17 protein-coding genes and 1 pseudogene are annotated in these 22,073 nt (G+C 60.2%); 14 read left to right on the forward strand and 4 right to left on the reverse strand.

Going from position 1 to position 22,073, the window contains the following annotated elements:
* Positions 1–89: 89 nt before the first annotated feature.
* Positions 90–3,485 carry an acyl-[ACP]--phospholipid O-acyltransferase gene (locus Q4Q11_RS15035; RefSeq protein WP_498569991.1) on the forward strand — a complete coding sequence of 1,132 codons (3,396 nt, stop codon included), beginning with the start codon at positions 90–92 and terminating at the stop codon, positions 3,483–3,485.
* Positions 3,486–4,089: 604 nt separating this feature from the next.
* Positions 4,090–5,163 carry a serine hydrolase domain-containing protein gene (locus Q4Q11_RS15040; protein WP_112508510.1) on the forward strand — a complete coding sequence of 358 codons (1,074 nt, stop codon included), beginning with the start codon at positions 4,090–4,092 and terminating at the stop codon, positions 5,161–5,163.
* 107 nt (positions 5,164–5,270) lie between these two features.
* On the opposite strand, the gene Q4Q11_RS15045 is transcribed toward Q4Q11_RS15040, so the two are convergent.
* Both Q4Q11_RS15045 and Q4Q11_RS15050 read right to left on the reverse strand, forming a co-directional pair.
* The gene (locus Q4Q11_RS15045) at positions 5,271–5,525 is read right to left on the reverse strand and encodes a GCG_CRPN prefix-to-repeats domain-containing protein (RefSeq protein ID WP_112508513.1); all 255 of its coding nucleotides are present in this window, start codon (positions 5,523–5,525) and stop codon (positions 5,271–5,273) included.
* Positions 5,526–5,733: 208 nt separating this feature from the next.
* Positions 5,734–6,627: a phosphatase PAP2 family protein gene (locus Q4Q11_RS15050; RefSeq protein WP_498569992.1), complete on the reverse strand. Its 894-nt coding sequence runs from the start codon at positions 6,625–6,627 to the stop codon at positions 5,734–5,736.
* A gap of 389 nt (positions 6,628–7,016) precedes the next feature.
* Here Q4Q11_RS15050 and Q4Q11_RS15055 point away from each other — a divergent pair, with 389 nt between their 5' ends.
* The 5 genes from Q4Q11_RS15055 (at position 7,017) to Q4Q11_RS15075 (ending at position 11,166) form a co-directional block, all read left to right on the forward strand.
* On the forward strand, positions 7,017–7,967 hold the full coding sequence (locus Q4Q11_RS15055) for a sigma-54-dependent Fis family transcriptional regulator (protein ID WP_112508597.1): 951 nt from the start codon (positions 7,017–7,019) through the stop codon (positions 7,965–7,967).
* A 155-nt stretch (positions 7,968–8,122) separates the two neighbouring features.
* Positions 8,123–9,631 (forward strand): aldehyde dehydrogenase, encoded by a 1,509-nt coding sequence (gene adh, locus Q4Q11_RS15060; protein ID WP_112508519.1) that lies wholly within the window; start codon positions 8,123–8,125, stop codon positions 9,629–9,631.
* A gap of 80 nt (positions 9,632–9,711) precedes the next feature.
* Complete coding sequence (locus Q4Q11_RS15065) at positions 9,712–10,104, forward strand: DUF779 domain-containing protein (protein ID WP_112508520.1); 393 nt, start codon at positions 9,712–9,714, stop codon at positions 10,102–10,104.
* A 93-nt stretch (positions 10,105–10,197) separates the two neighbouring features.
* Positions 10,198–10,794 carry a DJ-1/PfpI family protein gene (locus tag Q4Q11_RS15070; protein ID WP_112508599.1) on the forward strand — a complete coding sequence of 199 codons (597 nt, stop codon included), beginning with the start codon at positions 10,198–10,200 and terminating at the stop codon, positions 10,792–10,794.
* Positions 10,795–10,815: 21 nt separating this feature from the next.
* The gene (locus Q4Q11_RS15075) at positions 10,816–11,166 is read left to right on the forward strand and encodes a ribbon-helix-helix domain-containing protein (RefSeq protein ID WP_112508522.1); all 351 of its coding nucleotides are present in this window, start codon (positions 10,816–10,818) and stop codon (positions 11,164–11,166) included.
* Here the strand turns inward: Q4Q11_RS15075 and Q4Q11_RS15080 are convergent.
* The gene (locus Q4Q11_RS15080; protein ID WP_498569993.1) at positions 11,160–11,792 is read right to left on the reverse strand and encodes a TetR/AcrR family transcriptional regulator; all 633 of its coding nucleotides are present in this window, start codon (positions 11,790–11,792) and stop codon (positions 11,160–11,162) included. The genes Q4Q11_RS15075 and Q4Q11_RS15080 overlap by 7 nt on opposite strands.
* Before the next feature lie 61 nt (positions 11,793–11,853).
* Here Q4Q11_RS15080 and Q4Q11_RS15085 point away from each other — a divergent pair, with 61 nt between their 5' ends.
* From Q4Q11_RS15085 to Q4Q11_RS15100, 4 genes and pseudogenes are all read left to right on the forward strand, one after another.
* Positions 11,854–12,786, forward strand: coding sequence for an alpha/beta fold hydrolase (locus tag Q4Q11_RS15085; RefSeq protein ID WP_112508527.1), 933 nt, complete (start codon positions 11,854–11,856; stop codon positions 12,784–12,786).
* A gap of 142 nt (positions 12,787–12,928) precedes the next feature.
* Positions 12,929–13,246, forward strand: a pseudogene (locus tag Q4Q11_RS15090) (zinc ribbon domain-containing protein YjdM); the annotation flags it as partial.
* Between the two features lie 706 nt (positions 13,247–13,952).
* On the forward strand, positions 13,953–14,951 hold the full coding sequence (locus tag Q4Q11_RS15095) for an aldo/keto reductase (protein WP_112508533.1): 999 nt from the start codon (positions 13,953–13,955) through the stop codon (positions 14,949–14,951).
* Positions 14,952–15,209: 258 nt separating this feature from the next.
* Complete coding sequence (locus tag Q4Q11_RS15100) at positions 15,210–16,103, forward strand: acyltransferase family protein (RefSeq protein WP_498569994.1); 894 nt, start codon at positions 15,210–15,212, stop codon at positions 16,101–16,103.
* Positions 16,104–16,145: 42 nt separating this feature from the next.
* On the opposite strand, the gene katG is transcribed toward Q4Q11_RS15100, so the two are convergent.
* The gene (gene katG / locus Q4Q11_RS15105) at positions 16,146–18,344 is read right to left on the reverse strand and encodes a catalase/peroxidase HPI (RefSeq protein WP_112508535.1); all 2,199 of its coding nucleotides are present in this window, start codon (positions 18,342–18,344) and stop codon (positions 16,146–16,148) included.
* A 340-nt stretch (positions 18,345–18,684) separates the two neighbouring features.
* Here katG and Q4Q11_RS15110 point away from each other — a divergent pair, with 340 nt between their 5' ends.
* The 3 genes from Q4Q11_RS15110 to paaA all read left to right on the forward strand — a co-directional run bounded on the left by Q4Q11_RS15110 (position 18,685) and on the right by paaA (position 21,984).
* The gene (locus Q4Q11_RS15110; RefSeq protein WP_112508538.1) at positions 18,685–19,695 is read left to right on the forward strand and encodes a hydrogen peroxide-inducible genes activator; all 1,011 of its coding nucleotides are present in this window, start codon (positions 18,685–18,687) and stop codon (positions 19,693–19,695) included.
* Positions 19,696–19,828: 133 nt separating this feature from the next.
* Complete coding sequence (locus Q4Q11_RS15115) at positions 19,829–20,683, forward strand: PaaX family transcriptional regulator C-terminal domain-containing protein (protein ID WP_498569995.1); 855 nt, start codon at positions 19,829–19,831, stop codon at positions 20,681–20,683.
* Between the two features lie 296 nt (positions 20,684–20,979).
* Complete coding sequence (paaA, locus tag Q4Q11_RS15120; protein WP_498569996.1) at positions 20,980–21,984, forward strand: 1,2-phenylacetyl-CoA epoxidase subunit PaaA; 1,005 nt, start codon at positions 20,980–20,982, stop codon at positions 21,982–21,984.
* The last annotated feature ends 89 nt before the right edge of the window (positions 21,985–22,073 follow it).

The following is a 22,073-nucleotide window of genomic DNA, read 5'->3' on the forward strand; positions in this document are numbered from 1 at the left end:
CTTTATTAACGACGTCGCAGAGTTGTATCCGTACTCAACCTTTGCGTAACAACTTTGTGGCGTCCTGTAGGCCAAATGAGGGAAACGCCATGCAAAAGCACCTGATGAGATCGAGGAAGTTCGCGCCGCTGTTCTGGACGCAGTTCCTCACTGCCTTCAATGATAATTTCTTAAAGCAGACTCTGGTTTTCGTCATTCTCGCGCAGATGGCGACAAAAGGTGCAGCCCTGGTCACACTTGCCGGCGGCATCTTCATCGTCCCGTTCCTGCTCTTGTCGGCGATTGCCGGTGAGCTCGCCGACAAATACGACAAGGCCAAGATGGCCGAGCTTCTGAAGCGCTGCGAGCTCTTGGTGGCGGCGATCTCGGTGGTCGGCATCGCCTTCTCCTCGATCTGGATATTGATGCTTGCCCTTTTCGGCTTCGGCGTCATTTCTTCGCTTTTCGGACCAATCAAATACGGCATGCTGCCCGACCACCTGGCAAGCCGGGATCTTCCCAAGGCCAATGCCTGGATCGAGGGCGGCACCTTCATCGCCATCTTGACCGGCACCATGGTCGCAGCCGTCGCCTTCCGCGAGGGCGAAAATGTCTGGATCTTCGGGCCGATGATGATGGGGCTTTCCATCCTATGCTGGTTTGCCGCCCGCATGATTCCCTCGACCGGCTCCAAGGCGCCCGATCTCGTCGTCGACACCAATGTCGTGCGTTCCAGCTACAGGCTGGTCAACGAGCTTCGCGCCGATAGCCGCATCTGGCGTGCCTCGCTGATGAACTGCTGGTTCTGGTTCGTCGGTGCCTTCATCATGTCGATGTTGCCGGTCATGGTCACCGATATTCTCGGCGGTTCGGAAATCGTCGTTCCCGCCTATCTGGCGATCTTTGCCATCTCGGTCGCCATCGGCTCGGCCATTGCCGGATGGATGGCGGCCGGCCGCATCGTGCTTTTGCCGGCGCCCGTCGGCATGCTGATCGTCGCGCTCTTCGGTCTCGATCTCGCCTGGAACCTGTGGGGCCTGCAGTCGGCAAGCCATGCCGAAACCATTCTCGGCTTCTTTGCCGGGCCGAAGACCATCCGCGTTGCCATCGATCTCGCCGGCATGGCGATCGGCGGTGCCTTCCTTGCCGTTCCCACCTTCGCCGCCATGCAGAGCTGGGCGAATGAAGACCGCCGCGCCCGCGTCATCGGCGCTGCGAATGTGCTCTCGGCTCTCTTTATCGCCGTCGGCCTAGCCCTTGTGGCTGTCCTGCAGGCCGTCGGCCTGTCGGTTCCCGTCGTCATCCTCAGTATCTCCGCGCTGAACGTCGCGGTTGCCTGGGCGATGCTGAAAAACCTGCCGACCAATGCCTTCCGCGATCTCATCTCCATCATCTTCCGCGCCTTCATGCGACTTGAGGTCGAAGGCCTGGAAAATATCCGCAAGGCAGGCCCCGCGCCGATCATCGCACTCAACCATGTGAGCCTGCTTGACGGTGCGCTCGCACTTGCCATCACCGAAGAAGAACCCGTCTTTGCGATCGACTATGCCTTCGCGAGGAAATGGTGGGTGCGGCCGCTTTTGACGATGTGCAAGTTCCTGCCGCTCGATCCGACCAAGCCGATGGCGACGCGCTCGCTGATCAAGGTCGTCCAGGAAGGCAGTCCGGTCGGCATCTTCCCCGAGGGTCGCCTGACCGTGACGGGTACGCTGATGAAGGTCTACGACGGTGCCGCCATGGTCGCCGACAAGACGGGAGCTATGATCGTGCCCGTCCGTATCGACGGTTTGGAAAAGAGCTATGCCTCCTATTTGACGTCGAGCCATGTCCGCCGCCGCCTTTTCCCCAAGGTCAAGGTGACGATCCTCGAACCGGTCAAGCTCGACGTTCCCGCGGAACTCAAGGGCAGGAAGCGCCGCATCGCGGCCGGTGCCGCGCTCTATCAGATCATGTCGGCGCTGATGTTCCGCACTGCCGACACGGACAACACTGTGCTTGGCCGCGTCATCGAAAGCGCCCACGAATATGGTGGCAAGAAACTGGCCGTCGAGGATCCGATCGCCGGCAAGCTCTCCTATGCCAAGCTTCTGACCGGCGCTGCGGTGCTCGGCGCGAAGTTCAAGAAGATGTTCCCGAACGAGAAGACGCTCGGTGTCATGCTGCCGAACGCCAATGGTACGGCTGCTACCGTGCTCGGTGTCATGTCGGCGGGCAAGGTGCCGGCCATGCTGAACTTCACGGCGGGGGCGGCGAACATCCTGTCCGCCTGCCGGACGGCCGAAGTCAAGCATGTGCTCTGCTCGCGTGCCTTCATTACGCAGGCCAAGCTTGGCCCGGTGGTCGAGGAGCTTGAAAAGCATGTGGCTTTCGTCTGGCTGGATGAGCTGCGCACGCAGGTCACCTTTCTCGACAAGATGCTCGGTCTCATGCGCAAGTATCGGCCGCTGGTCAGGCGCAGCGCCGACGATCCGGCCGTCATCCTCTTTACCTCCGGTTCGGAAGGGGCGCCGAAGGGCGTGGTGCTGACGAACCGCAATATCCTGTCGAACGCAGCCCAAGCGGCCTCGCGCATCGACTTCCACCCCGGCGACAAGGTGTTCAACATCCTGCCGATGTTTCACTCCTTCGGCCTGACGGCGGGCACGATCCTGCCGCTGGTCTCGGGCGTGCCGGTATTCTTCTATCCGTCGCCGCTGCATTATCGCATCGTGCCGGAGCTGATCTACGTCTCGAACGCAACCATCGTCTTCGGCACGGATACCTTCCTGAACGGCTATGCGCGCACCGCCCATCCTTATGACCTGAGGTCGATCCGCTACATCTTCTCGGGCGCCGAGCCGGTCAAGGCATCGACCCGCGAGGTCTATATGGAGAAATTCGGCTTGCGCATCCTGGAGGGCTACGGCGTCACCGAGGCAGCCCCCGTGATTTCGCTGAACACGCCGATGTACAACCGCACCGGAACGGTCGGCAAGATCATGCCGGGCATGGAATGGAGGCTCGAGCCCGTTCCCGGCATCGACGAGGGCGGCCGGCTTCACATCCGCGGCGCCAACGTCATGGCCGGCTACCTGCGCGCCGACAACCCCGGCGTCCTCGAGGCGTTGCCCGAGGGGTGGCATGACACCGGCGACATCGTAACCATCGACGAGGACGGCTTCGTCAAGATCCGCGGCCGCGCCAAGCGCTTTGCCAAGATCGGCGGCGAGATGATCTCGCTTGCCGCGGTGGAGACCCTTGCCGCGCAGCTTTGGCCGGGTGCTCTCACCGTCGTTTCGGCCGTGCCCGATCCGAAAAAGGGCGAGCGTCTGGTGCTCCTGACCGATGCGCCGGGTGCGACCCGAAGCGATTTCCTGGCATTCGCCAAATCGAAGGGCGCCACCGAAATGATGGTTCCGGCAGAGGTAACAGTCGGCAAGGTGCCGGTTCTCGGCTCCGGCAAGGTCGATTTCGTGACGGCCCGCGCGATGGCTCTTGAAGGTCAGTCGCAGTCCGAGGCAGCGTAAGCTCTCGTCATTCGGCGGTAAGCGGTCGGCGGCAAATTACCGGCCGTTTTTGCCAGTGATGCGTTTGCGGATTGTCTCGGAAAATATGTTGAAGAACGATCTCAAAGTCGCGCCTTTCCTGCCGGGCAAGCAGGTCCGTAGTGATGATTCTTTCGCCAGGTCGGAACATTCGGGCTATTGACGCTGTGCAAGATCTGAACAGCAATGGCGACCGGCAGGATCAATCCTGATCGGGATAGATTTTCGAATTTTGCAGCATATGTGCCGAAGTGGGGCAATGACTTGTGGAATTTAAGCTTATGTTTTCCAATTTCCTTTCGGCCTATGGATTACCGGTCTGAAAGTCGATTTGTTGGCCTGGCTGTCGTACTCACCCCTGACGACAGCCGGGAGTCTCGGAAGCGGCCCACAGTCGCGGCCGGGACTCTCGTCAGAAATGGAGGGCTCCATAGTCGCGATGAGGCCGGAGGCAGACCCGAGAAGGGGCAGGGCTGATCCGAAAGCCGGCGGATACGGATGCCAAATTGCCGCCCGGTCGCCTTGCCGGATGCGCGCTTTGATTGTAGCTTTCTCCTAAGGTCACCGAGCGAAGGGTGGAGATTGCATGGTCATCACACAGAGCGCCTCATCTTTTTTGCCCGATCGCGAAACCTTGCAGGCCATGGGCTTCGATCCGGGGCTTCGACGCAAGTTTGAAGCCGGAATAGAAGCGGGCTTGCTGCGCGATCTGCATGTCGTGCTTGCCGCCCGTTCCGACAACATTTGCCTGGAGTATTATGCTGCCGGCCCCGACGAGAATTGGGGAGCTCCGCTCGGCGACGTCGTTTTTGATGCGGACACGCTGCACGATCTCCGTTCGGTTACCAAGAGCGTGGTGGGTCTCCTCTACGGTATTGCGCTCGACAGGGAATTGGTGCCGCCGCCGGACGCTCCTCTCTATGAGCAATTCCCGGAATACGGCGATCTGGCCAGGGATGCTGCGCGCGCCAAGATCACCGTGGGCCACGCCCTGACGATGACGATGGGAATGGAGTGGGACGAGAAACGTCCCTATACCGACCCGCTGAACAGCGAAATCGCCATGGAGAATGCGCCGGATCGCTATCGATTCGCCCTGGACCGTCCGATGGTTGCCGAGCCTGGAACGCGCTGGATTTATTCCGGTGGCAGCGTCGCGTTGGCCGGGGCCATCATCGAGCGCGGCAGCGGCAAGCGCTTGTCCGATTTCGCGCGGGAAGTTCTCTTCGAGCCGCTCGATATTGCGAGGTTCCATTGGTCGGCCGGGCATGACGGCGTCGCGTCGGCTGCATCCGGGCTGCGCCTCACGGCTCCGGATTTGCTGAAGATCGGCATGCTTCTTCTTCAAAAGGGCGTGTGGAACGGCCGAAGGATCGTGTCCGAAGATTGGATCCGTCAATCGTTTACGCGGGCGATTCCGACCGAGGACGGTTTGGGTTATGGCCGGCTGTGGTTTTGCGGAGATGCGCCGGTGCCGGCGTTTGACCGTCCGAGCCCGTGGTATGCAGGTTTCGGAAATGGTGGGCAAAGACTTTGGCTGATGCCCCATGCTGGAATCGCCGCCGTTATCTACTCCGGCAAGTATAATTCATGGGACGCCTGGATTACGCCCACCCGCGTCTGGCGCGAGATCATTCTTGCCAACTTCCTGAAAGCGTGAAGATGGCGCCTTCAGGATATGCTGAGGGAGGGCCGCAAGGCCTCGATCCGCCGGCCGCATGCGGCCCGATCTTCAAGACCGGGCCGCGCACATCGCTGAAGGGCGGCTTAGCGATAACGCCAGCCACCATGCCACCACGTGCGATGTACCCAATAGCGATGCCCATCCCAGTAACCGCGGCCGGGATAGAAGATGCCATAGGCGGGAACCGCGGGCACGACGACAACAGGCCGTCCGTTCGGGCGGCAATAGCCATAGGGTCCGCGATGCCAGCCGATGCCGCATCCGTCGCGGGCTTCGGCCGGCGAGATGGCTGCAAAGCAAGCGGTCGCGGCAAAAGCCAGCAAAATGATCTTTTTCATGATGTCCTCACTCGTACTTGAAGAGCTTTGAGCTGTTGTCCCTTCAGCACTTAAACGGCCGCGTTCGGCAAATCCGTCGCTGCACATCGATCATTTTGCATTCAGCTGAAAAAAGGCGGGCATTTGCAGCGCACGAGCCTGCTGCCGCAAATAACAGTGCTATGGCGCAGCTCGAGGTCTGCGCGTGACGCAGGACCGGGATCGAGTTTCAAGAGTTTGCGAGGCGGGACTGCGGAGAGCACGCCTTTGCTGCGGGTGCCACTTTCCTGCCGATCATCGGTATGCGCCGTATCAAGGCGCGCAGAATGGCCTGGATCGATTTGTATTGCTCTGCCGGGCGCAGGCGGCCGCTGGAATCATACGTGAAGAGGAGATGCCGCCGGGCAAACGCATGCGCCAGCCACAGCGCAAAGGCGACGCCCACGCCCCAGCCCATCAGCGTGTCGCTCGCCCAATGGGCGCCGACCCATTGACGCGACAGGCAGATCAAGACGCCTACGGGAATGAACAAAGGACGAAGGCGGGGAAAGACAAGGGCAAGCGACATCGCCATGGCTCCGGCGGTTGCTGAATGTCCGGAGGGAAAGGAGGCAAAGTCGGCGTGAAAGGCAAAGGGTCGGAAGGTGAACGCGCCGTCCGTCTGCAGGAGTTCCGGTCGGGCACGGCCGATGATGTTCTTGGCGAGCGAATCGACAATACCGCCGCCGGCGACCGCCAGGAAAACGAATGCCGCTCCGGTGGCGATGAGATCCGCACTCCGGCGCATCGATTTGCGCAACTTTTGCGCAGGCGCGAAGATCGCAAATATCAGCAGCGCACCGCTGAATGAGAGCACCAACAGTCCCGTGCCGAGACTGCTGATCCATTTCGCCGTCCCGCGCAACTGCTGCGGAAACGACTTCATCCAAACGCCCAAGGGATAATCGGCCGTCCACATCACGAGCAATGACAGGGCAAGGAAGATGGCGATGAGGACGATCGGACGCTCGAGAAATGCCCGATTTGCAGGAGGTAGGGCGGCCGGAGTGGTGAAGAAACGGCGAAGGCCGCTGGCCATACGCCTGCGGCCGGTGTGGGCCGAACGCGCCAGCATTTCTTTCATGACCTCTCGGCCTCGCTGCCATGCTTGCATAGCCGATTTTCCGTTGCTGTCGATACAGCTGTCCGTGGAGCCGGCTTCACCAATCGCCTTCCGCTCCGTTTCCCTGGGAAAAGCTGCTACAGCAACACGCTGACAGCCGCCTGAAAGATCGTGATTGGCGTGTCAGGTCGCGCTTACGCGGACAGCGAGCCGAAATGTTCCACATCTATCGGCCGGATTCGTTTCGAAATGTGCCGGCATGGCTGAGAGAGATGCGTGACACTGAAAAAGGCTTTGCCGTCAATGTGTTCGCCACCGAATTCGGCGCCTTCGAGCGAAGGCTGCAGGGAGGATTGCTTCGCCGGCGTTTTTTAGCGACAATTGCGGCAGCGTTCGGTGGGAGGAGCCAAATGCAGGAATATTCCGCGCATGCGGATCAGGTGTATGCGTCGGCGCAATCGGCGGCGGCGAGTTCTTCGGTCGTTGCCTCCTGGCGGCGATGCATGGTCATGCATCGTCTGGCGCCGGAGGACAAGCGTCTGCCGCTGCGCCTCACCGGTCACGAATTTGAAACGGCGCTTGGCCGATCGGAGCGGCTGGTTGCCGAAGCGGCCAGTGAACTGGATCGTCTCTTTCTCGCGGTCGGCAGGGCTGGTTGCTGCCTGCTTCTGACCGATCGTGACGGCATTGCGCTCGAGCGCCGCGGCGCCGCGGGTGACGACAAGGAATTCCGCGATCTCGGCCTATGGATCGGTTCCGTCTGGACCGAGGCGAGCATCGGCACCAACGGCATAGGCACGGCGCTGGCCGACGAGCGGGCCGTGGCGATCTTCCGCGACCAGCACTTCTTCTGTTCCAACATCAATCTCAGCTGCACCACGGCGCCGATCCGCGACCATCGCGGCCAGCTCGCAGGCGCGCTCGATATTTCGAGCTGCCGCGACGATGTGAACGACGGGACCCTGGCGATCCTGTCGCAGACGGTGCGCGATGCCGCGATACGCATCGAGCTCAATCTTTTCCGCAGCGCTTTTGCCGGTGCCCGCTTCGTGATGGTGCCGACGGAGACGGCTTCCACATCCGCACTGCTCGCCGTCGACCGCAATGACCTCGTGCTTGGAGCGACGCGGGCGGCCCGCCTTGCGCTGAAGCTCGACGACCAGCGCATCGCTGCGGGAATTCCTGCTTCCGATATCTTGCGTGAGCAGGGAGCCGGGAATGAGGATCTCCTGGAGGCCGAACGCGCCGCCCTGCTCAGGGCTCTTTCGCGCGCCAACGGCAATGTTTCCCAGGCGGCCGCAGCGCTCGGCATGAGCCGTTCGACGCTGCATCGGAAGATGAACCGGCTCAATCTGCACTAACGCGCCGTCAAATCGCATTCGACCCGGCAGCTGTCGCAGAGTTGCGACACTGTGCGCTGCAGCATGGCAAGCCGCCTCTATCGCCTGCCGCCATATGCACTCAGACTTCTCTTATCGGTTCGCTTAATTGAACCTGCCGACCAAGGGAGGATGGCATGCTGCATCAGAAGATCGTCGAATCTCCGTTTAAACTCAAATATGGCAACTATATCGGCGGCAAGTGGCGCGAGCCGATCGGCGGCAAGTACTTCGACAATCTGACGCCGATCACCGGCGGCAAGATCTGCGAAATACCGCGCTCCGACGAGAAGGACATCAACGCCGCGCTCGATGCCGCGCATGCCGCGAAGGACAAATGGGGGCGGACGTCCACCACCGAGCGTTCCAATATCCTGATGAAGATCGCCCAGCGCATGGAGGACAAGCTGGAAGTGCTGGCGCAGGCGGAAAGCTGGGACAACGGCAAGCCGATCCGCGAAACCATGGCGGCCGACATTCCGCTCGCCATCGATCACTTCCGCTATTTCGCATCCTGCATTCGCGCCCAGGAAGGTTCGATCGGCGAGATCGACCACGACACCGTCGCCTATCATTTCCATGAGCCGCTCGGCGTCGTCGGGCAGATCATTCCCTGGAACTTTCCGATCCTGATGGCGGCCTGGAAGCTGGCACCTGCGCTTGCCGCGGGCAATTGCGTCGTCATCAAGCCGGCGGAACAGACGCCGGCCTCGCTGCTGGTCTGGGCCGAACTCGTCGGCGATCTTCTGCCGCCGGGCGTGCTCAATATCGTCAACGGTTTCGGCCTGGAGGCCGGCAAGCCGCTGGCGACCAGCCCGCGCATCGCCAAGATCGCCTTTACCGGCGAAACGACGACGGGCCGGCTGATCATGCAGTATGCCAGCCAGAACCTTATCCCCGTCACACTCGAACTCGGCGGCAAGTCGCCGAACATCTTCTTTGCCGATGTTGCGGCCGAAGACGACGATTTCTTCGACAAGGCGCTCGAGGGTTTTGCGATGTTCGCCCTCAACCAGGGCGAGGTCTGCACATGCCCGAGCCGCGCGTTGATCCAGGAATCGGTCTATGACCGCTTCATGGAGCGGGCCGTCAAACGTGTCGAAGCCATCAAGCAGGGCAATCCGCTCGATTCCGCGACCATGATCGGTGCCCAGGCATCGAGCGAGCAGATGGAGAAGATCCTCTCCTATCTCGATATCGGCCGGCAGGAAGGAGCCGAAGTGCTGACGGGCGGCGGTCGCGCCGAGCTCGGCGGCGAACTGTCGAGCGGCTATTACGTCAAGCCGACCATCTTCAAGGGTCACAACAAGATGCGTGTCTTCCAGGAGGAAATCTTCGGCCCGGTCGTATCGGTCACGACCTTCAAGGACGAGAAGGACGCGCTCGAAATCGCCAATGATACGCTCTACGGCCTTGGCGCCGGGGTGTGGACCCGCGACGGCAATCGTGCCTATCGCTTCGGCCGCGAGATCCAGGCCGGCCGCGTGTGGACGAATTGCTATCACGCCTATCCCGCCCATGCCGCCTTCGGCGGCTACAAGCAATCGGGCATCGGGCGCGAGACGCACAAGATGATGCTCGATCATTATCAGCAGACCAAGAACATGCTGGTGAGCTACAGTCCCAAAGCGCTCGGCTTCTTCTGAGTTCTCCCAAGGAAGCCGGCGAGGCTCCCGGCGGCGGCCGGGAGCCTTCAAGCATTTTCAGGCGGTGATGGAGGATCGTCATGGGCGACAATGGATCGGAGCCTCGGGTGCTGGCGACCGACAGGGCGCTCGAGCTTATCCGTGAGATTCAGAAGGATCATCCCGATATTCTGTTTCATCAGTCGGGCGGCTGCTGCGATGGCTCTTCGCCGATGTGCTATCCGGCAAACGAGTTCATGATCGGCGACAGCGACGTCAAACTCGGCGAGATCGGCGGCGTGCCGGTCTATATCAGCGCCAGTCAGTTCGAGGCCTGGAAGCATACGCAGCTCATCATCGATGTCGTACCCGGTCGCGGCGGCATGTTCTCGCTCGACAATGGGCGGGAGAAGCGGTTTCTGACCCGCTCGCGCCTCTTCGGCGGCGGCGAGGCTTGTGCTGTCCCAAATCTCAGCCGCTCGCCGGTGCAGTAAGCAGGATCATAAATGGGATGTAGTATTCGCCTAATACCCGCGATCCCGGGTACTTTGATAGGGTGTCGCCGTTGGTTTTGAGGGAGGATGACGATGCCAGCAGCGAAGATATTGATGATCACCGGTGATTTCACCGAGGATTACGAGACCATGGTGCCGTTCCAGACGCTGCTTGCCTGCGGCTATATGGTCCATGCCGTCTGCCCCGGCAAGAATGCCGGCGAGACGGTGGCAACCGCCATCCACGATTTCGAAGGCGATCAGACCTATTCCGAGAAGCGCGGCCATAATTTCGCATTGAATGCGACATTTTCCAGTATCCGCGCCGAGGATTACGATGCGCTCGTCATTCCGGGCGGCCGTGCGCCGGAATATCTGCGCCTCAATCCCGACGTGATCAAGTCGGTCAAGCATTTCTTCGAGGCGGGCAAGCCTGTTGCCGCTATCTGCCATGGTGCGCAATTGCTGGCGGCTGCCGGTGTTCTCAAGGGACGGACCTGCTCGGCCTATCCCGCCTGCCGCCCCGAGGTGGAGCTTGCCGGCGGCATCTATGCCGACATTGCCATCAACGACGCGGTTGCCGACGGCAATCTCGTCACGGCACCAGCCTGGCCCGCGCATCCGTCTTGGCTACGTCAGTTCATGGCAGTACTCGATGCTGCCGCCTTGTCGGAAGAAAACGCCGCCTGAGACCAAAAAGGGGAGACGCGCATGTGCGAATTGTTCGTCAAGGCCGATGCTGGGCTCTGGGAAAGCACCACGCGTTCCCTGCGCATCGATGGCATGGTGACCAGTGTCAGACTGGAAAACTTCTTCTGGTCGAAGCTGGAGGAAATCGCACGGCGCGACGGCATGAACGTGGTGCAGCTCATTACCAAGCTGCACCATGAATCGATCGATGCCGGCCACGATCTCGGCAATTTCACATCGTTCCTGCGGGTCTGCTGCGCGCGCTATCTCGATCTGCAGCTTGCCGGCGATATTTCGAGCGATCTTTCCCAGCCGATCGCCGGTGTCGATGCTCCCGCCATCCTTGGCCGCGAGCGCCTGAAGTATCATTGATCGGCAAACGGGCGTCGCTCATGGAGGCTGCTTTTGCATCCTGCTACGCTCGATAGTCTATCGGCAATAAGTCGAGCTGCCGTCTCCGCCGCCGTCTCCATATAGCTTGGATCGCGATGGAGCAGCACAACGGCAAACGCGCCGTCGAGGAGCAGCATGATCCGGCGCGCGAGCGGCAGGGCATCATTGCCGGCTCCTGCCTCCGTGAAGATCGATCCGAGCCAGCCTTCGACCCGCTTCTTATGGGCGCGCGCCGCAACCAGGGCTGGGTGGCCGGGAAGGTTGATAAGTTCGACCGAGGTGCGCAGAAAGCCGCAGCCCTTCCATTTGGCATTGCGTGCCGATTGCGCCAAATGGCGAAAAATACCGGCAACCTTCTCGGCGATATCGCCCTCCGTTTCCTCGAACCAGCGTTTGAAGAGAGCAAGGTTCGGCTCGTCGCGCGCCTGGAGATGGGCGGCGATCAGGTCATCCTTGCTGCGGAAATGATAGTAGAGCGTGCGCTTGGTGACGCCGGCCTTTTCGGCGATGGCATCGACGCTGACCGTACGGATACCGTCGCGATGAAAAAGCTTTCCGGCGGCCTGAAGAATGCGTTCGCGTGTCGGCGGGGAACGGTCTCTCATAGCCCAATGTATACCGGGTAGTGAATATACACAACGCAGCGGCTGCTCCATCGTGGCGACCATGAGCGAACAGCCAATTCCGTCATCGCCGAAGCCGGGCGGCCTGCCCATTTCCATTCCTTGTCCGGATGGCGTTGTGCTCGGCGGCCATCTCTGGCTGGCGGAAACGCCTTGGCCAGAGGGCAGCGTGATCGTCAATCCGGCGACGGGCGTTCTGGCGCGCTACTATCATCGCTATGCGCATTTTCTGGCGAGGCATGGGTTCGATGTCCTAACCTTCGACTATCGCGGCATCGGCCAGTCGCGCCCGCCTGAGCTGCGAGGCGCGGGCTATCGCTGGCGCGATTGGGGGGAGCGGGATTTCGAGGCCGTGCTTCGGCTGATGAGCGGGCATCGGCGTCACGGACCGCTGATGGTGGTCGGTCATAGCGTTGGCGGCTTCCTGCCGGGGCTGGCCGAACATGCTCCGATGATCGACAGGATGCTGACCGTCGGAGCACAATATGCCTGGTGGGGTGACTATATGCCGAGCAGGCGTGCTGCCCTGTTTTTCAAATGGCATGTCGTCATGCCCGCAGTAACCGCGCTCTGCGGCTATTTTCCGGGCCGCCGGCTTGGCTGGCTGGAGGATCTGCCGAAGGGTGTGGCAAACGAATGGAGCTTTCGCCGCTCCCGGTTCGAGCGCAGCCATCCCAAGGACGAGAGAAAGGAAGTGCTGCGCCGAATGGCTGCGGTCGAGGCGCCGATCCTGGCAATTGCCGTTTCGGATGATGAACTCGGCACGGCGCCAGCGGTCCGGCGCACGCTGAACTATTATGCGGGCGCCCAATCCGTCGTGGTGCAACTGTACCCTGTTGACCTCGGCCGCGACAGGATCGGTCATTTCGGCCTGTTTCACGACAGCCATGCCGCCGGCTTCTGGATCGACACGCTGTCGTGGCTTCGCGACGGCCGCAATCCCTGGCCGGCATCGGTGCTGGACCGGCAAAGCTGAGTGCTCTCCTCGGGGCCGCCGTTTTGCGCCAACCTCATGTTGCATGGGGTGATCGTCTGCGATAGACGCCACTTATCGATCATGAGCGAGATGAAAGCCAGGCGTTCGCCGGCTTTGGAATACTCGGAAAAATTGCAGGACGGAGTTTGGCATGACCAGTCAAAATGACGAATATATCTATGACGAAGTGACCGGCGAATGGCGCCCTGCCGCGGAAATGGCGGCTGCGGCTGCCTCCACCGAGCGTGTCGTTCTCGATGCAAGCGGCAACGTCCTTGCCGACGGCGACTCCGTCACCCTCATCAAGGATCTGAAAGTGAAAGGCGCCAACCAGACATTGAAGCAGGGGACGGTTATCAAGTCGATTCGACTGACCGACAATCCGGAAGAGGTCGATTGCCGTTACGACGGGATCAAGGGATTGGTGCTGCGCACCGAATTCATACGCAAACGGTCTTAACCCTTCAACGTCCTGGCTCTTCGAACCGAGCGTGACCATAGTCCCGCAGGTATCGCCGAGAGGAAAACAGGCTACATTCATTGATAGTGGGCAATGAAGGCGGAGCGGGGCTGAGTGTGCCATGAGCCCAGAGCATGATGCCGAAGTGTGTGATCGGTTTTCGGACAACATCACGCTTTATTTCGTTGATTCGAGGATTCAGATTTTGGTCGGTTCGCCTAAATCATCCGGCTCCAACCGAGCTGCGCCTTGTCGTGTCCTGTTATTTATTATTTGATAATGCGTGAGATATGTTTGTCGTGATCGCCGCACGATTGAGGCAATCGGCGAACGCTCGGAAGCATTGACCGCGAACTCGCTTCCCTGAGGGGATTGCGCGAGAGCCTGCCGGAACCATCCGCATCGCCACGTTGGAGCATGCCGCCGCCACCATTCTCTGGCAGGCTCCGGAAAGGTTCCAGCCTTGCATCGTAGCCGATTGCTTCGATGCAGGCGTCCGGCTCGGCGAGACTTGATCGCTGCCGTTCGTGAGCGGCAGCGCGGACAAAGCGCACCGAAAAGATCGCAAAGGATGATCCGTTAGCGACCGGCCCATTATCCGTATTCAGGAATTGTAAAATCACGAAACCACACTTAATTCCTTTGTTTGACGATCTTAGATTTGAGATAAGATATATGATGGCTTGAGCCGGCCGGGGGACAATCTATGCATCTTGACAGCTATGCGGCACTCGGCCGTTCGGACCTGTGTGTCAGTCCGCTTGCGCTTGGCACAATGACCTTCGATGCCGCCCGGCCTTCCTCTGAAAACAGGCCCGAGGCGATCATGGATCGTTATCTCGATCTCGGTGGAAATTATCTGGATACGGGCAGCGGAGATATGAAAGCGGGCGGCCAGACGGTTGTCGGCAGCTACTTCGCGCACCATCCGGTCAAACGCGACCGGTTCGTTATCGCCGCCAAGTTCGGTGGTGATCGTCATAGCCAGGAATTTGGCCGAAAGGCCATCATGGCAAATGTCGAACGGGCTCTGCGGCGGCTGCGCACCGATTATCTTGATCTGTACTGGCTGAACAATTGGGACATACAGGCGCCTCTGGAAGAGATACTTGCCGCGCTCCACGATCTCATTCGATCGGGGAAGCTGCGCTATTTCGGCATTGCGGATGCGCCTGCGTGGAAGGTGGCGCACGCGCATCTGCTCACCCAATCCAACGGCTGGGCTCCGTTCATCGGTCTGCAGATCGAATATTCCCTGGCGGCACGGCTGTTCGAGATCGAGCTCATCCCTATGGCGCGCGGGCTGGGGCTCGGTGTCGTCGCGCATTCGCCGTTGAGCGGGGGGCTTATCAGCGGACAGTATAAGCGCGCCGGCGCGGCGACGAAAGCGGGCCATACGGCACAACTGGCACAAAGGCCCGACGAACAGGATCTGGAAATCGTCGACGCCTTGTTCCGCGTTGCCGATGAGCTCGGCACGACGACCGCCCGCGTAGCCCTTGCCTGGGCCATCGCGCGCCTGGGAGTTTCGTCAACGGTTATCGGCATTCACACTCTCGAGCAGCTCGATGAGAATATCGGCGCGCTCCAGGTCGAGCTTTCGGCGCAACAGACGGCGACCCTCGACGCGCTGACCATCCCGAACCCTTCGGTCGTCCTGCCGTCGCTTCTGCAGAATGTCGCCCCCCTGAGCTGCGTTGACTGAGCCGTAGCCTTGGGCCGTTTGCGGTATCGCTCGTTCAGCAAAAAATGCGCGAGACGCCGTTATCTATCACTTTCATTAATGTGGACATCTTAGGATGGTGGCTCGGCTGAGCAACCGATGGTCTTTGATGTCCGAAACTGAAAAGCAACGTTATATTCCGGCACTTGACGGTTGGCGCGGAATGGCCATCCTCTTGGTGCTGGCTGGGCATTTCGGTGGTGATCGCTATCTCGCGGTCTTGGATCGGCGGGAGTGGATTTGTTTTTCGTTCTCTCCGGGCGTCTCATGGCCGACATCCTCTTTGTCAGGAACGTGCCCCTTGGAGCGTTCTTCTTCCGGTGGTTCAGTCGAGTCTATCCGACCTTGTTAATATTCGTGTCGGTAAGTGCGGCCGTTTTCTCGCTGACACCGCTGGCACCTGGCGTCGTGGGAGTGCTATCCGCGCTCTCCTTCACGGTGAACTACGTCATAACCGAGAGCGGTACCTTCATCCCGATATTTGATCATATCTGGTCATTATGCGTGGAGGAGCACAGCTACGTCTTGCTTGGCCTGTTCGCCCTTTTGCTTCGTGGCGCGGATAGCAGGTTTATTGGGCTTCTTGTTCTGGCGCTCGGTTTTGCCGCGCTGGCCATCGGCACCCGGCAATACGATGTTTACGAACAGAATCCATTCACCGTTTTCTGGCCGACGCATGTAGCAGCGGCGCCGATACTAATTTCCGCTGCGTTCGCGCTGTTATTCAGCCAACATCGCTCTCCATGGGCTTTGGAATGGCTGGTGCCCTTGGCGTTTTTCTGCGGCCTCGCAATGCGCCTGTTTGCCGATGCCGCTTGGATGTTCTTCGGCCTCAAGACCTTGTTGCTGGCAATTGCCGTGTGCACGATCGAGAGCGTCAAGCACTTCTCGAGAATATTGTTTGAAGGGGATATCATCCGGCAAATCGGGCGGATGTCATTTTCGATCTATCTGTGGCAGCAGCCATTTTACATTCTTGCCCGGCAGGGTCACCTGCCCCAGCTCCCTGCGCTGGCTCTGGCAGTATGCTTCGGGCTGCTGAGCTACTATCTGATCGAGCAGCCGACCCGTACGCGATTGAACGCCTGGCTGGAAAGAGGCAACCGAGAACGGGCCGTTTTAAAAATGGGCTGAACGGGCGCGACCGGCTTCGGCCGCGCCCAATAGCTTTTAGCATCAAGCGATGTCGAACCGGTCAGCGTTCATGACCTTGGTCCAGGCCGAGACGAAGTCCTGGACGAACTTCTGCCCGGCATCGGCCTGACCGTAGACTTCGGCGATGGCGCGCAGTTGCGAGTTGGAACCGAAGACGAGATCGGCGCGCGTTGCCGTCCATTTCACGTCGCCCGTTGCGCGGTCGCGTCCCTCGAAGACGTCCTTCGCATCCGATACGGCCTTCCACTCCGTGCCCATGTCGAGCAAGTTGACGAAGAAATCGTTGGTCAGTGTTTCCGGACGCTTGGTGAAGACGCCGTGCTGGCTCTGGCCGACATTGGCGTTCAGCACACGCAGGCCGCCGATGAGGGCGGTCATTTCCGGCGCCGTCAGCGTCAAAAGCTGCGCCTTGTCGATCAGCAGCTCTTCCGTGGACACGGTGTAGGCCTGCCGCTGGTAGTTGCGGAAGCCATCGACGATCGGCTCGAGGACGGCAAAGGCATCGACATCGGTCTGCTCCTGCGTCGCATCGGTACGGCCCGGAGCAAACGGTACGACCACGTCGTGGCCGGCCTGCCTGGCTGCCTGTTCGATGGCGACCGAGCCACTAAGCACGATCAGGTCGGCAAGCGATACTTTCTTGCCGCCGGTCTGGGCGTCGTTGAACGCCTTCTGGATGCCTTCGAGCGTCTGCAGCACGGAAGCGAGCTGGGCCGGCTGGTTGGCTTCCCAGTCCTTCTGCGGGGCAAGGCGGATGCGTGCGCCGTTCGCACCACCGCGCTTGTCGGAGCCGCGGAAGGTGGAGGCCGAAGCCCAGGCGGTCGAGACCAGCTGCGGGATGGTCAGACCGGAGGCCGCGATCTGGCCCTTGAGTGCGGCAACATCATCGGCATCGATCTGAGCATAGTCTGCATCCGGGACCGGATCCTGCCAGATAAGCTCTTCGCTCGGCACTTCCGGGCCAAGATAACGGGCGCGCGGTCCCATGTCGCGGTGGGTCAGCTTGAACCAGGCGCGGGCAAAGGCATCGGCGAACTCGTCCGGATTTTCGAAGAAGCGACGGGAGATCTTCTCATAGGCCGGATCGAAGCGCAGGGCGAGGTCCGTGGTCAGCATGGACGGAGCATGACGCTTGGACTTGTCGTGCGCATCCGGGATCGAGCCGGCGCCGGCGCCATGCTTCGGCACCCACTGATGCGCGCCGGCCGGGCTCTTCGTCAGCTCCCATTCGTAGCCGAAAAGATTCCAGAAGAAGTTGTTGCTCCACTTGGTCGGCGTCGAGGTCCAGGTGACTTCGAGGCCGCTGCCGATCGCATCGCCGCCCTTGCCGCTGCGGAAGCTGCTCTTCCAGCCGAGACCCTGTTCCTCGATGCCGGCGGCTTCCGGCTCCGGGCCGACATGGGCTGCGTCGCCTGCGCCATGCGTCTTGCCGAAGGTGTGACCGCCGGCGATCAGCGCCACGGTTTCTTCGTCGTTCATCGCCATGCGGGCGAAGGTTTCGCGGATGTCGCGCGCGGCGGCGATCGGATCGGGATTGCCGTTAGGGCCTTCCGGATTGACATAGATGAGGCCCATCTGGACGGCTGCGAGCGGATTTTCCAGATTGCGGTCGCCGGTGTAGCGCTTGTCGCCGAGCCAGGTCTCTTCCGTGCCCCAGTAGATGTCTTCTTCCGGCTCCCAGATGTCCTCGCGGCCGCCGCCGAAGCCGAAGGTTTTGAAGCCCATGGATTCCAGCGCGACGTTGCCCGTCAGGATCATGAGGTCGGCCCAGGAGATGCTGTTGCCGTATTTCTGCTTGATCGGCCACAGCAGGCGGCGGGCCTTGTCGAGGTTGACGTTGTCCGGCCAGCTGTTGAGCGGCGCGAAACGCTGCGTACCGGAGGAGGCGCCGCCGCGGCCGTCGCCGGTGCGGTAGGTGCCGGCGCTGTGCCAGGCCATGCGGATGAAGAGCGGACCGTAGTGGCCGAAGTCGGCCGGCCACCAGTCCTGCGAATCCGTCATCAGCGCGACGAGGTCCTTCTTCACGGCCGCAAGATCGAGCTTCTTGAACTCTTCGGCGTAGTTGAACGTCTTGCCCATCGGGTTCGACAGCGCCGAGTTCTGGTGCAGAACCTTTAGGTTGAGCTGGTTCGGCCACCAGTCCCGGTTCGAGCGGGCCGAAACATTCGTATTTCCATGCGGAAACGGACACTTGCCTGCGTTTTCGACTTTAGTATCCATAGTTCTCTCCCTTACGATGACTTGGTTTGTGGCAACCCGGCGAGGATATCTTGGATCCTCCCGCAAAACGGTCCGGCTTGATGATAGGCATGGCGGCGACATGTCAGACGCATGAAATCTCTCGTAGTTCTGGCCTCGCACGAACGTATCTGCCGAAGCCGGGCTTTGCTGGCCCCAATGACTTCGGGCAGTCCGAGCATCGATGAACTGAACGCAGTCAATGCTCCCAATGTGAGCTTCGTATGACAGGCGGCCGCATCTCATCTTTGCCGCGGCACTATAGCCAAGACAATCGATTAATTTAAGTTGGATTTCCTGATTGGTGCGATAAGGTGAGCTTATGACAAATCTGACGCTCAAACAGCTTCGCTATTTCGAGGCGCTCGCCAGGCAAGGCCATTTCGGACGTGCCGCCGACATATGCGCGATCTCTCAGCCTGCCTTGTCGATGCAGATCAAGGAATTGGAGGAGCAGCTCGGCACCGACCTGTTCGAAAGAGGCGCGCGCCAGGTCCGGTTGACCAATTTCGGGGAAGCGTTCGCCATCCGTGTCCGCGACATCCTGCGCTCCGTCGATGAGCTGGGAGACCTTGCCCGCGCATCGCATAACCAGCCCGTGGGCCGGCTGCGGATCGGCGTCATTCCGACGGTTGCGCCTTACCTGCTGCCGAGCATCATAGGCAATCTCTCTCGCATATATGACGGGCTTGATATCCATGTCCGCGAGACCCTGACGTCGAAACTGGTCGAGGAGTTGCAGGAGGGGAGGCTGGATACGGCCATCGTCGCCCTGCCGATCTCCGAGCCATCCCTGATGGAAGTACCGCTGTTTGCGGAAAATTTCGTGCTGGTGCGGCCGAGCGAGGACGAAGGCAAGCCGGTGCCGAACCGGGAAGCGCTCCGCGAAATGCGGCTGCTGCTGCTGGAAGAAGGGCACTGCTTCCGCGACCAGGCGCTCTCCTTCTGCAACATACAGTCGGCGCTTCCGCGTGAGCTCATGGACGGCAGCTCGCTATCGACGCTGGTGCAGATGGTCAGCGCCGGTATCGGCGTCACACTGATACCGGAGATGGCCGTGGCAGTTGAGACCCGTTCCGCCTCGGTCTCGACGGTGCGCTTCCAAAGTCCCCAGCCATCCAGGACGATCGGCATGATCTGGCGCAGGACGAGCCCTTTGGCCAGGCAGCTCGAGCAAATTTCCGAAGTGGTCCGGGACGCAGCTGACGCAATGCGCGAGCAGCATGATTCGATCTGGCGGGCGCAGGATCTGGATTTTAATGGACGCCTGCAGCAGCCAACAGCCTATCGAAGTTCTCCTGGTGGAAGGTCTGAAGGTCAAACAACCGGCTGACTCCATTGAGCCAAAGGCGATGTCCAATTGCCTTGTTTGCCGATGTAATGCATGAAGACGAACGGCAGCGCGGGCTTCGGTCCTACCTCATCGAAATTATGGTGAGCTCGCAAAAAAACTGGATCACTAGAGTATGTCGATAAGTCTTTTGCTGAGCAGCGCTTCACTCAGAGCTGCGAGTTTCATCGTAACGATTTATGGCGATGTGGTGGAGCCGAGAGGCGGTGCGATCTGGATAGGGAACCTCATAGAAGTCTGCGCAGAGCTGGGCATCAGCGAAACTCTTGTCCGCACCGCGGTTTCCAGATTGGTAGCTGCCGGCCAGCTGACAGGCGAGCGGGAGGGGCGTCGCAGCTACTATCGTCTGACGGAGGCTGCTCAAACCGATTTCGCCGCAGCTGCGCGCCTATTGTTCGGTCCTGCCGATCAATCTCAATGGCGCTTCGTCTATCTGGGTGGGCAATCGATTGAGACCGATGTGCGGCTCCTGGAGCATTCCGGCTATACGCGGTTGGGCGTGCGCTTGATGATCGGAGTACGAACCCATCCGCAATTGTCCGAAGGCAGTGTTGTTTTCACGGCGGATGCTGCCGGCGCCAACTTCGGCCTCCGGGGGCTCGCGGCCGAATACTGGGACCTGTCGAAATACGCCAAAGCTTATCACGAATTCCTCGAGCGGTTCGGGCAATTCTATGAGGCACTTGAATCGGGAGAAAAGCTCACCGCGATCGAGCATCTCGCCGCCCGTCTTTTTCTTGTCCATCAATACCGTATCATTGTGCTGCGCGATCCTCAGCTTCCAGCGGCGGCGCTGCCGGATGATTGGCCGCATGCCGAAGTACGCCGCCTGTTCGCCTCTCTCTACACTCGGTTGTCGGCTAAGGCGGATGACTTCGTCGCCAGGAAATTCCGGACGGCAGACGGACCGCTTCCAGGTCAAACAGCAGCCACCAAACATCGAATGACCGAGCTTCTCGCCATCATATGACGGCCCGTCGCCTTGCAAAAAAGCGAACGAAAGCCTGTCAGCCGAAATGTCACAAAAAATCGGAAATATAGTGTTGAAACGTGACATTAAAATTGGTATTAATTAACCGATCGGTCGGCGAATTGTCCTTCGAGGAGGACCGGGAGAAATTCGTGCCGGAAGCTTGTGTCTGCTGTGGCCTACCGGCGTCATCGCCAGGGCGGTCGCCGTGCCTTGTGGGCGATGTATCTCGGCGTCGGTGAAGGTGTCGCACTTATTCTCGAACGAGCCTGACACGATCGACAGGAGGAAGATCAATGTATGCGCAAATGGTGAAAACCGACGGCACCTGCATCCGTTCCCTCGACGAGATGGAGCCTGAGGAGCGCGCCTTTCAGGAACGCGTCGATGCCGGTCAGAAGATCGAGCCGAAGGAATGGATGCCGGAAGGCTATCGCAAGACGCTGATCCGCCAGATCAGCCAGCACGCCCATTCCGAAATCGTCGGCCAGCTTCCGGAGGGGAACTGGATTACCCGTGCTCCTACGCTGGAGCGCAAGGCGATCCTGCTTGCCAAGGTGCAGGACGAAGCCGGCCACGGCCTCTATCTCTACTGTGCCGCCGAGACGCTCGGCATCAGCCGTGACGAGATGTATGAGCAGCTGCATTCCGGCAATGCCAAATATTCCTCGATCTTCAACTATCCGACGCTCACCTGGGCGGATATCGGCGCGATCGGCTGGCTGGTCGATGGCGCTGCCATCATGAACCAGGTTCCGTTGCAGCGCTGTTCCTATGGTCCCTATTCGCGGGCCATGATCCGCATCTGCAAAGAGGAAAGCTTCCACCAGCGCCAGGGTTTCGACATCCTGATGAAGATGGTGAAGGGCACGCCGGCACAGAAGGCCATGGTGCAGGATGCGCTGAACCGCTGGTGGTGGCCGTCGCTGATGATGTTCGGTCCTTCGGACGATGCCTCCGTGCATTCCGCCCAGTCGATGGCCTGGAAGATCAAGCAGAACTCCAATGACGAGCTGCGGCAGAAATTCGTCGACCAGACCGTTCCGCAGGCCGAATATCTCGGTCTGACCGTCCCCGATCCCATGCTGAAGTGGAACGAGGAAAAGGGCGGCTACGATTTCGGCGAACCGGATTGGGAGGAGTTCGTCAATGTGATCGCCGGCAACGGTCCCTGCAATGCGGAGCGGCTGAATGCCCGCAAACAGGCTTGGAACGATGGCGCATGGTTTCGCGACGGCCTGACGGCTCATGCCGAGAAAGCGGCTGAGCGCCGTGCCGCCGCAAGGATTGCCGCCGAATAAGGCGGCTCGAAAATTCTGGGAGTGAGAAACATGTCCAGCGAATGGCCGCTTTGGGAAGTCTTCATCCGTGGTCAGCACGGTCTCAACCA

It is taken from the genome of Rhizobium sp. UFLA01-1127, from assembly GCF_059803845.1.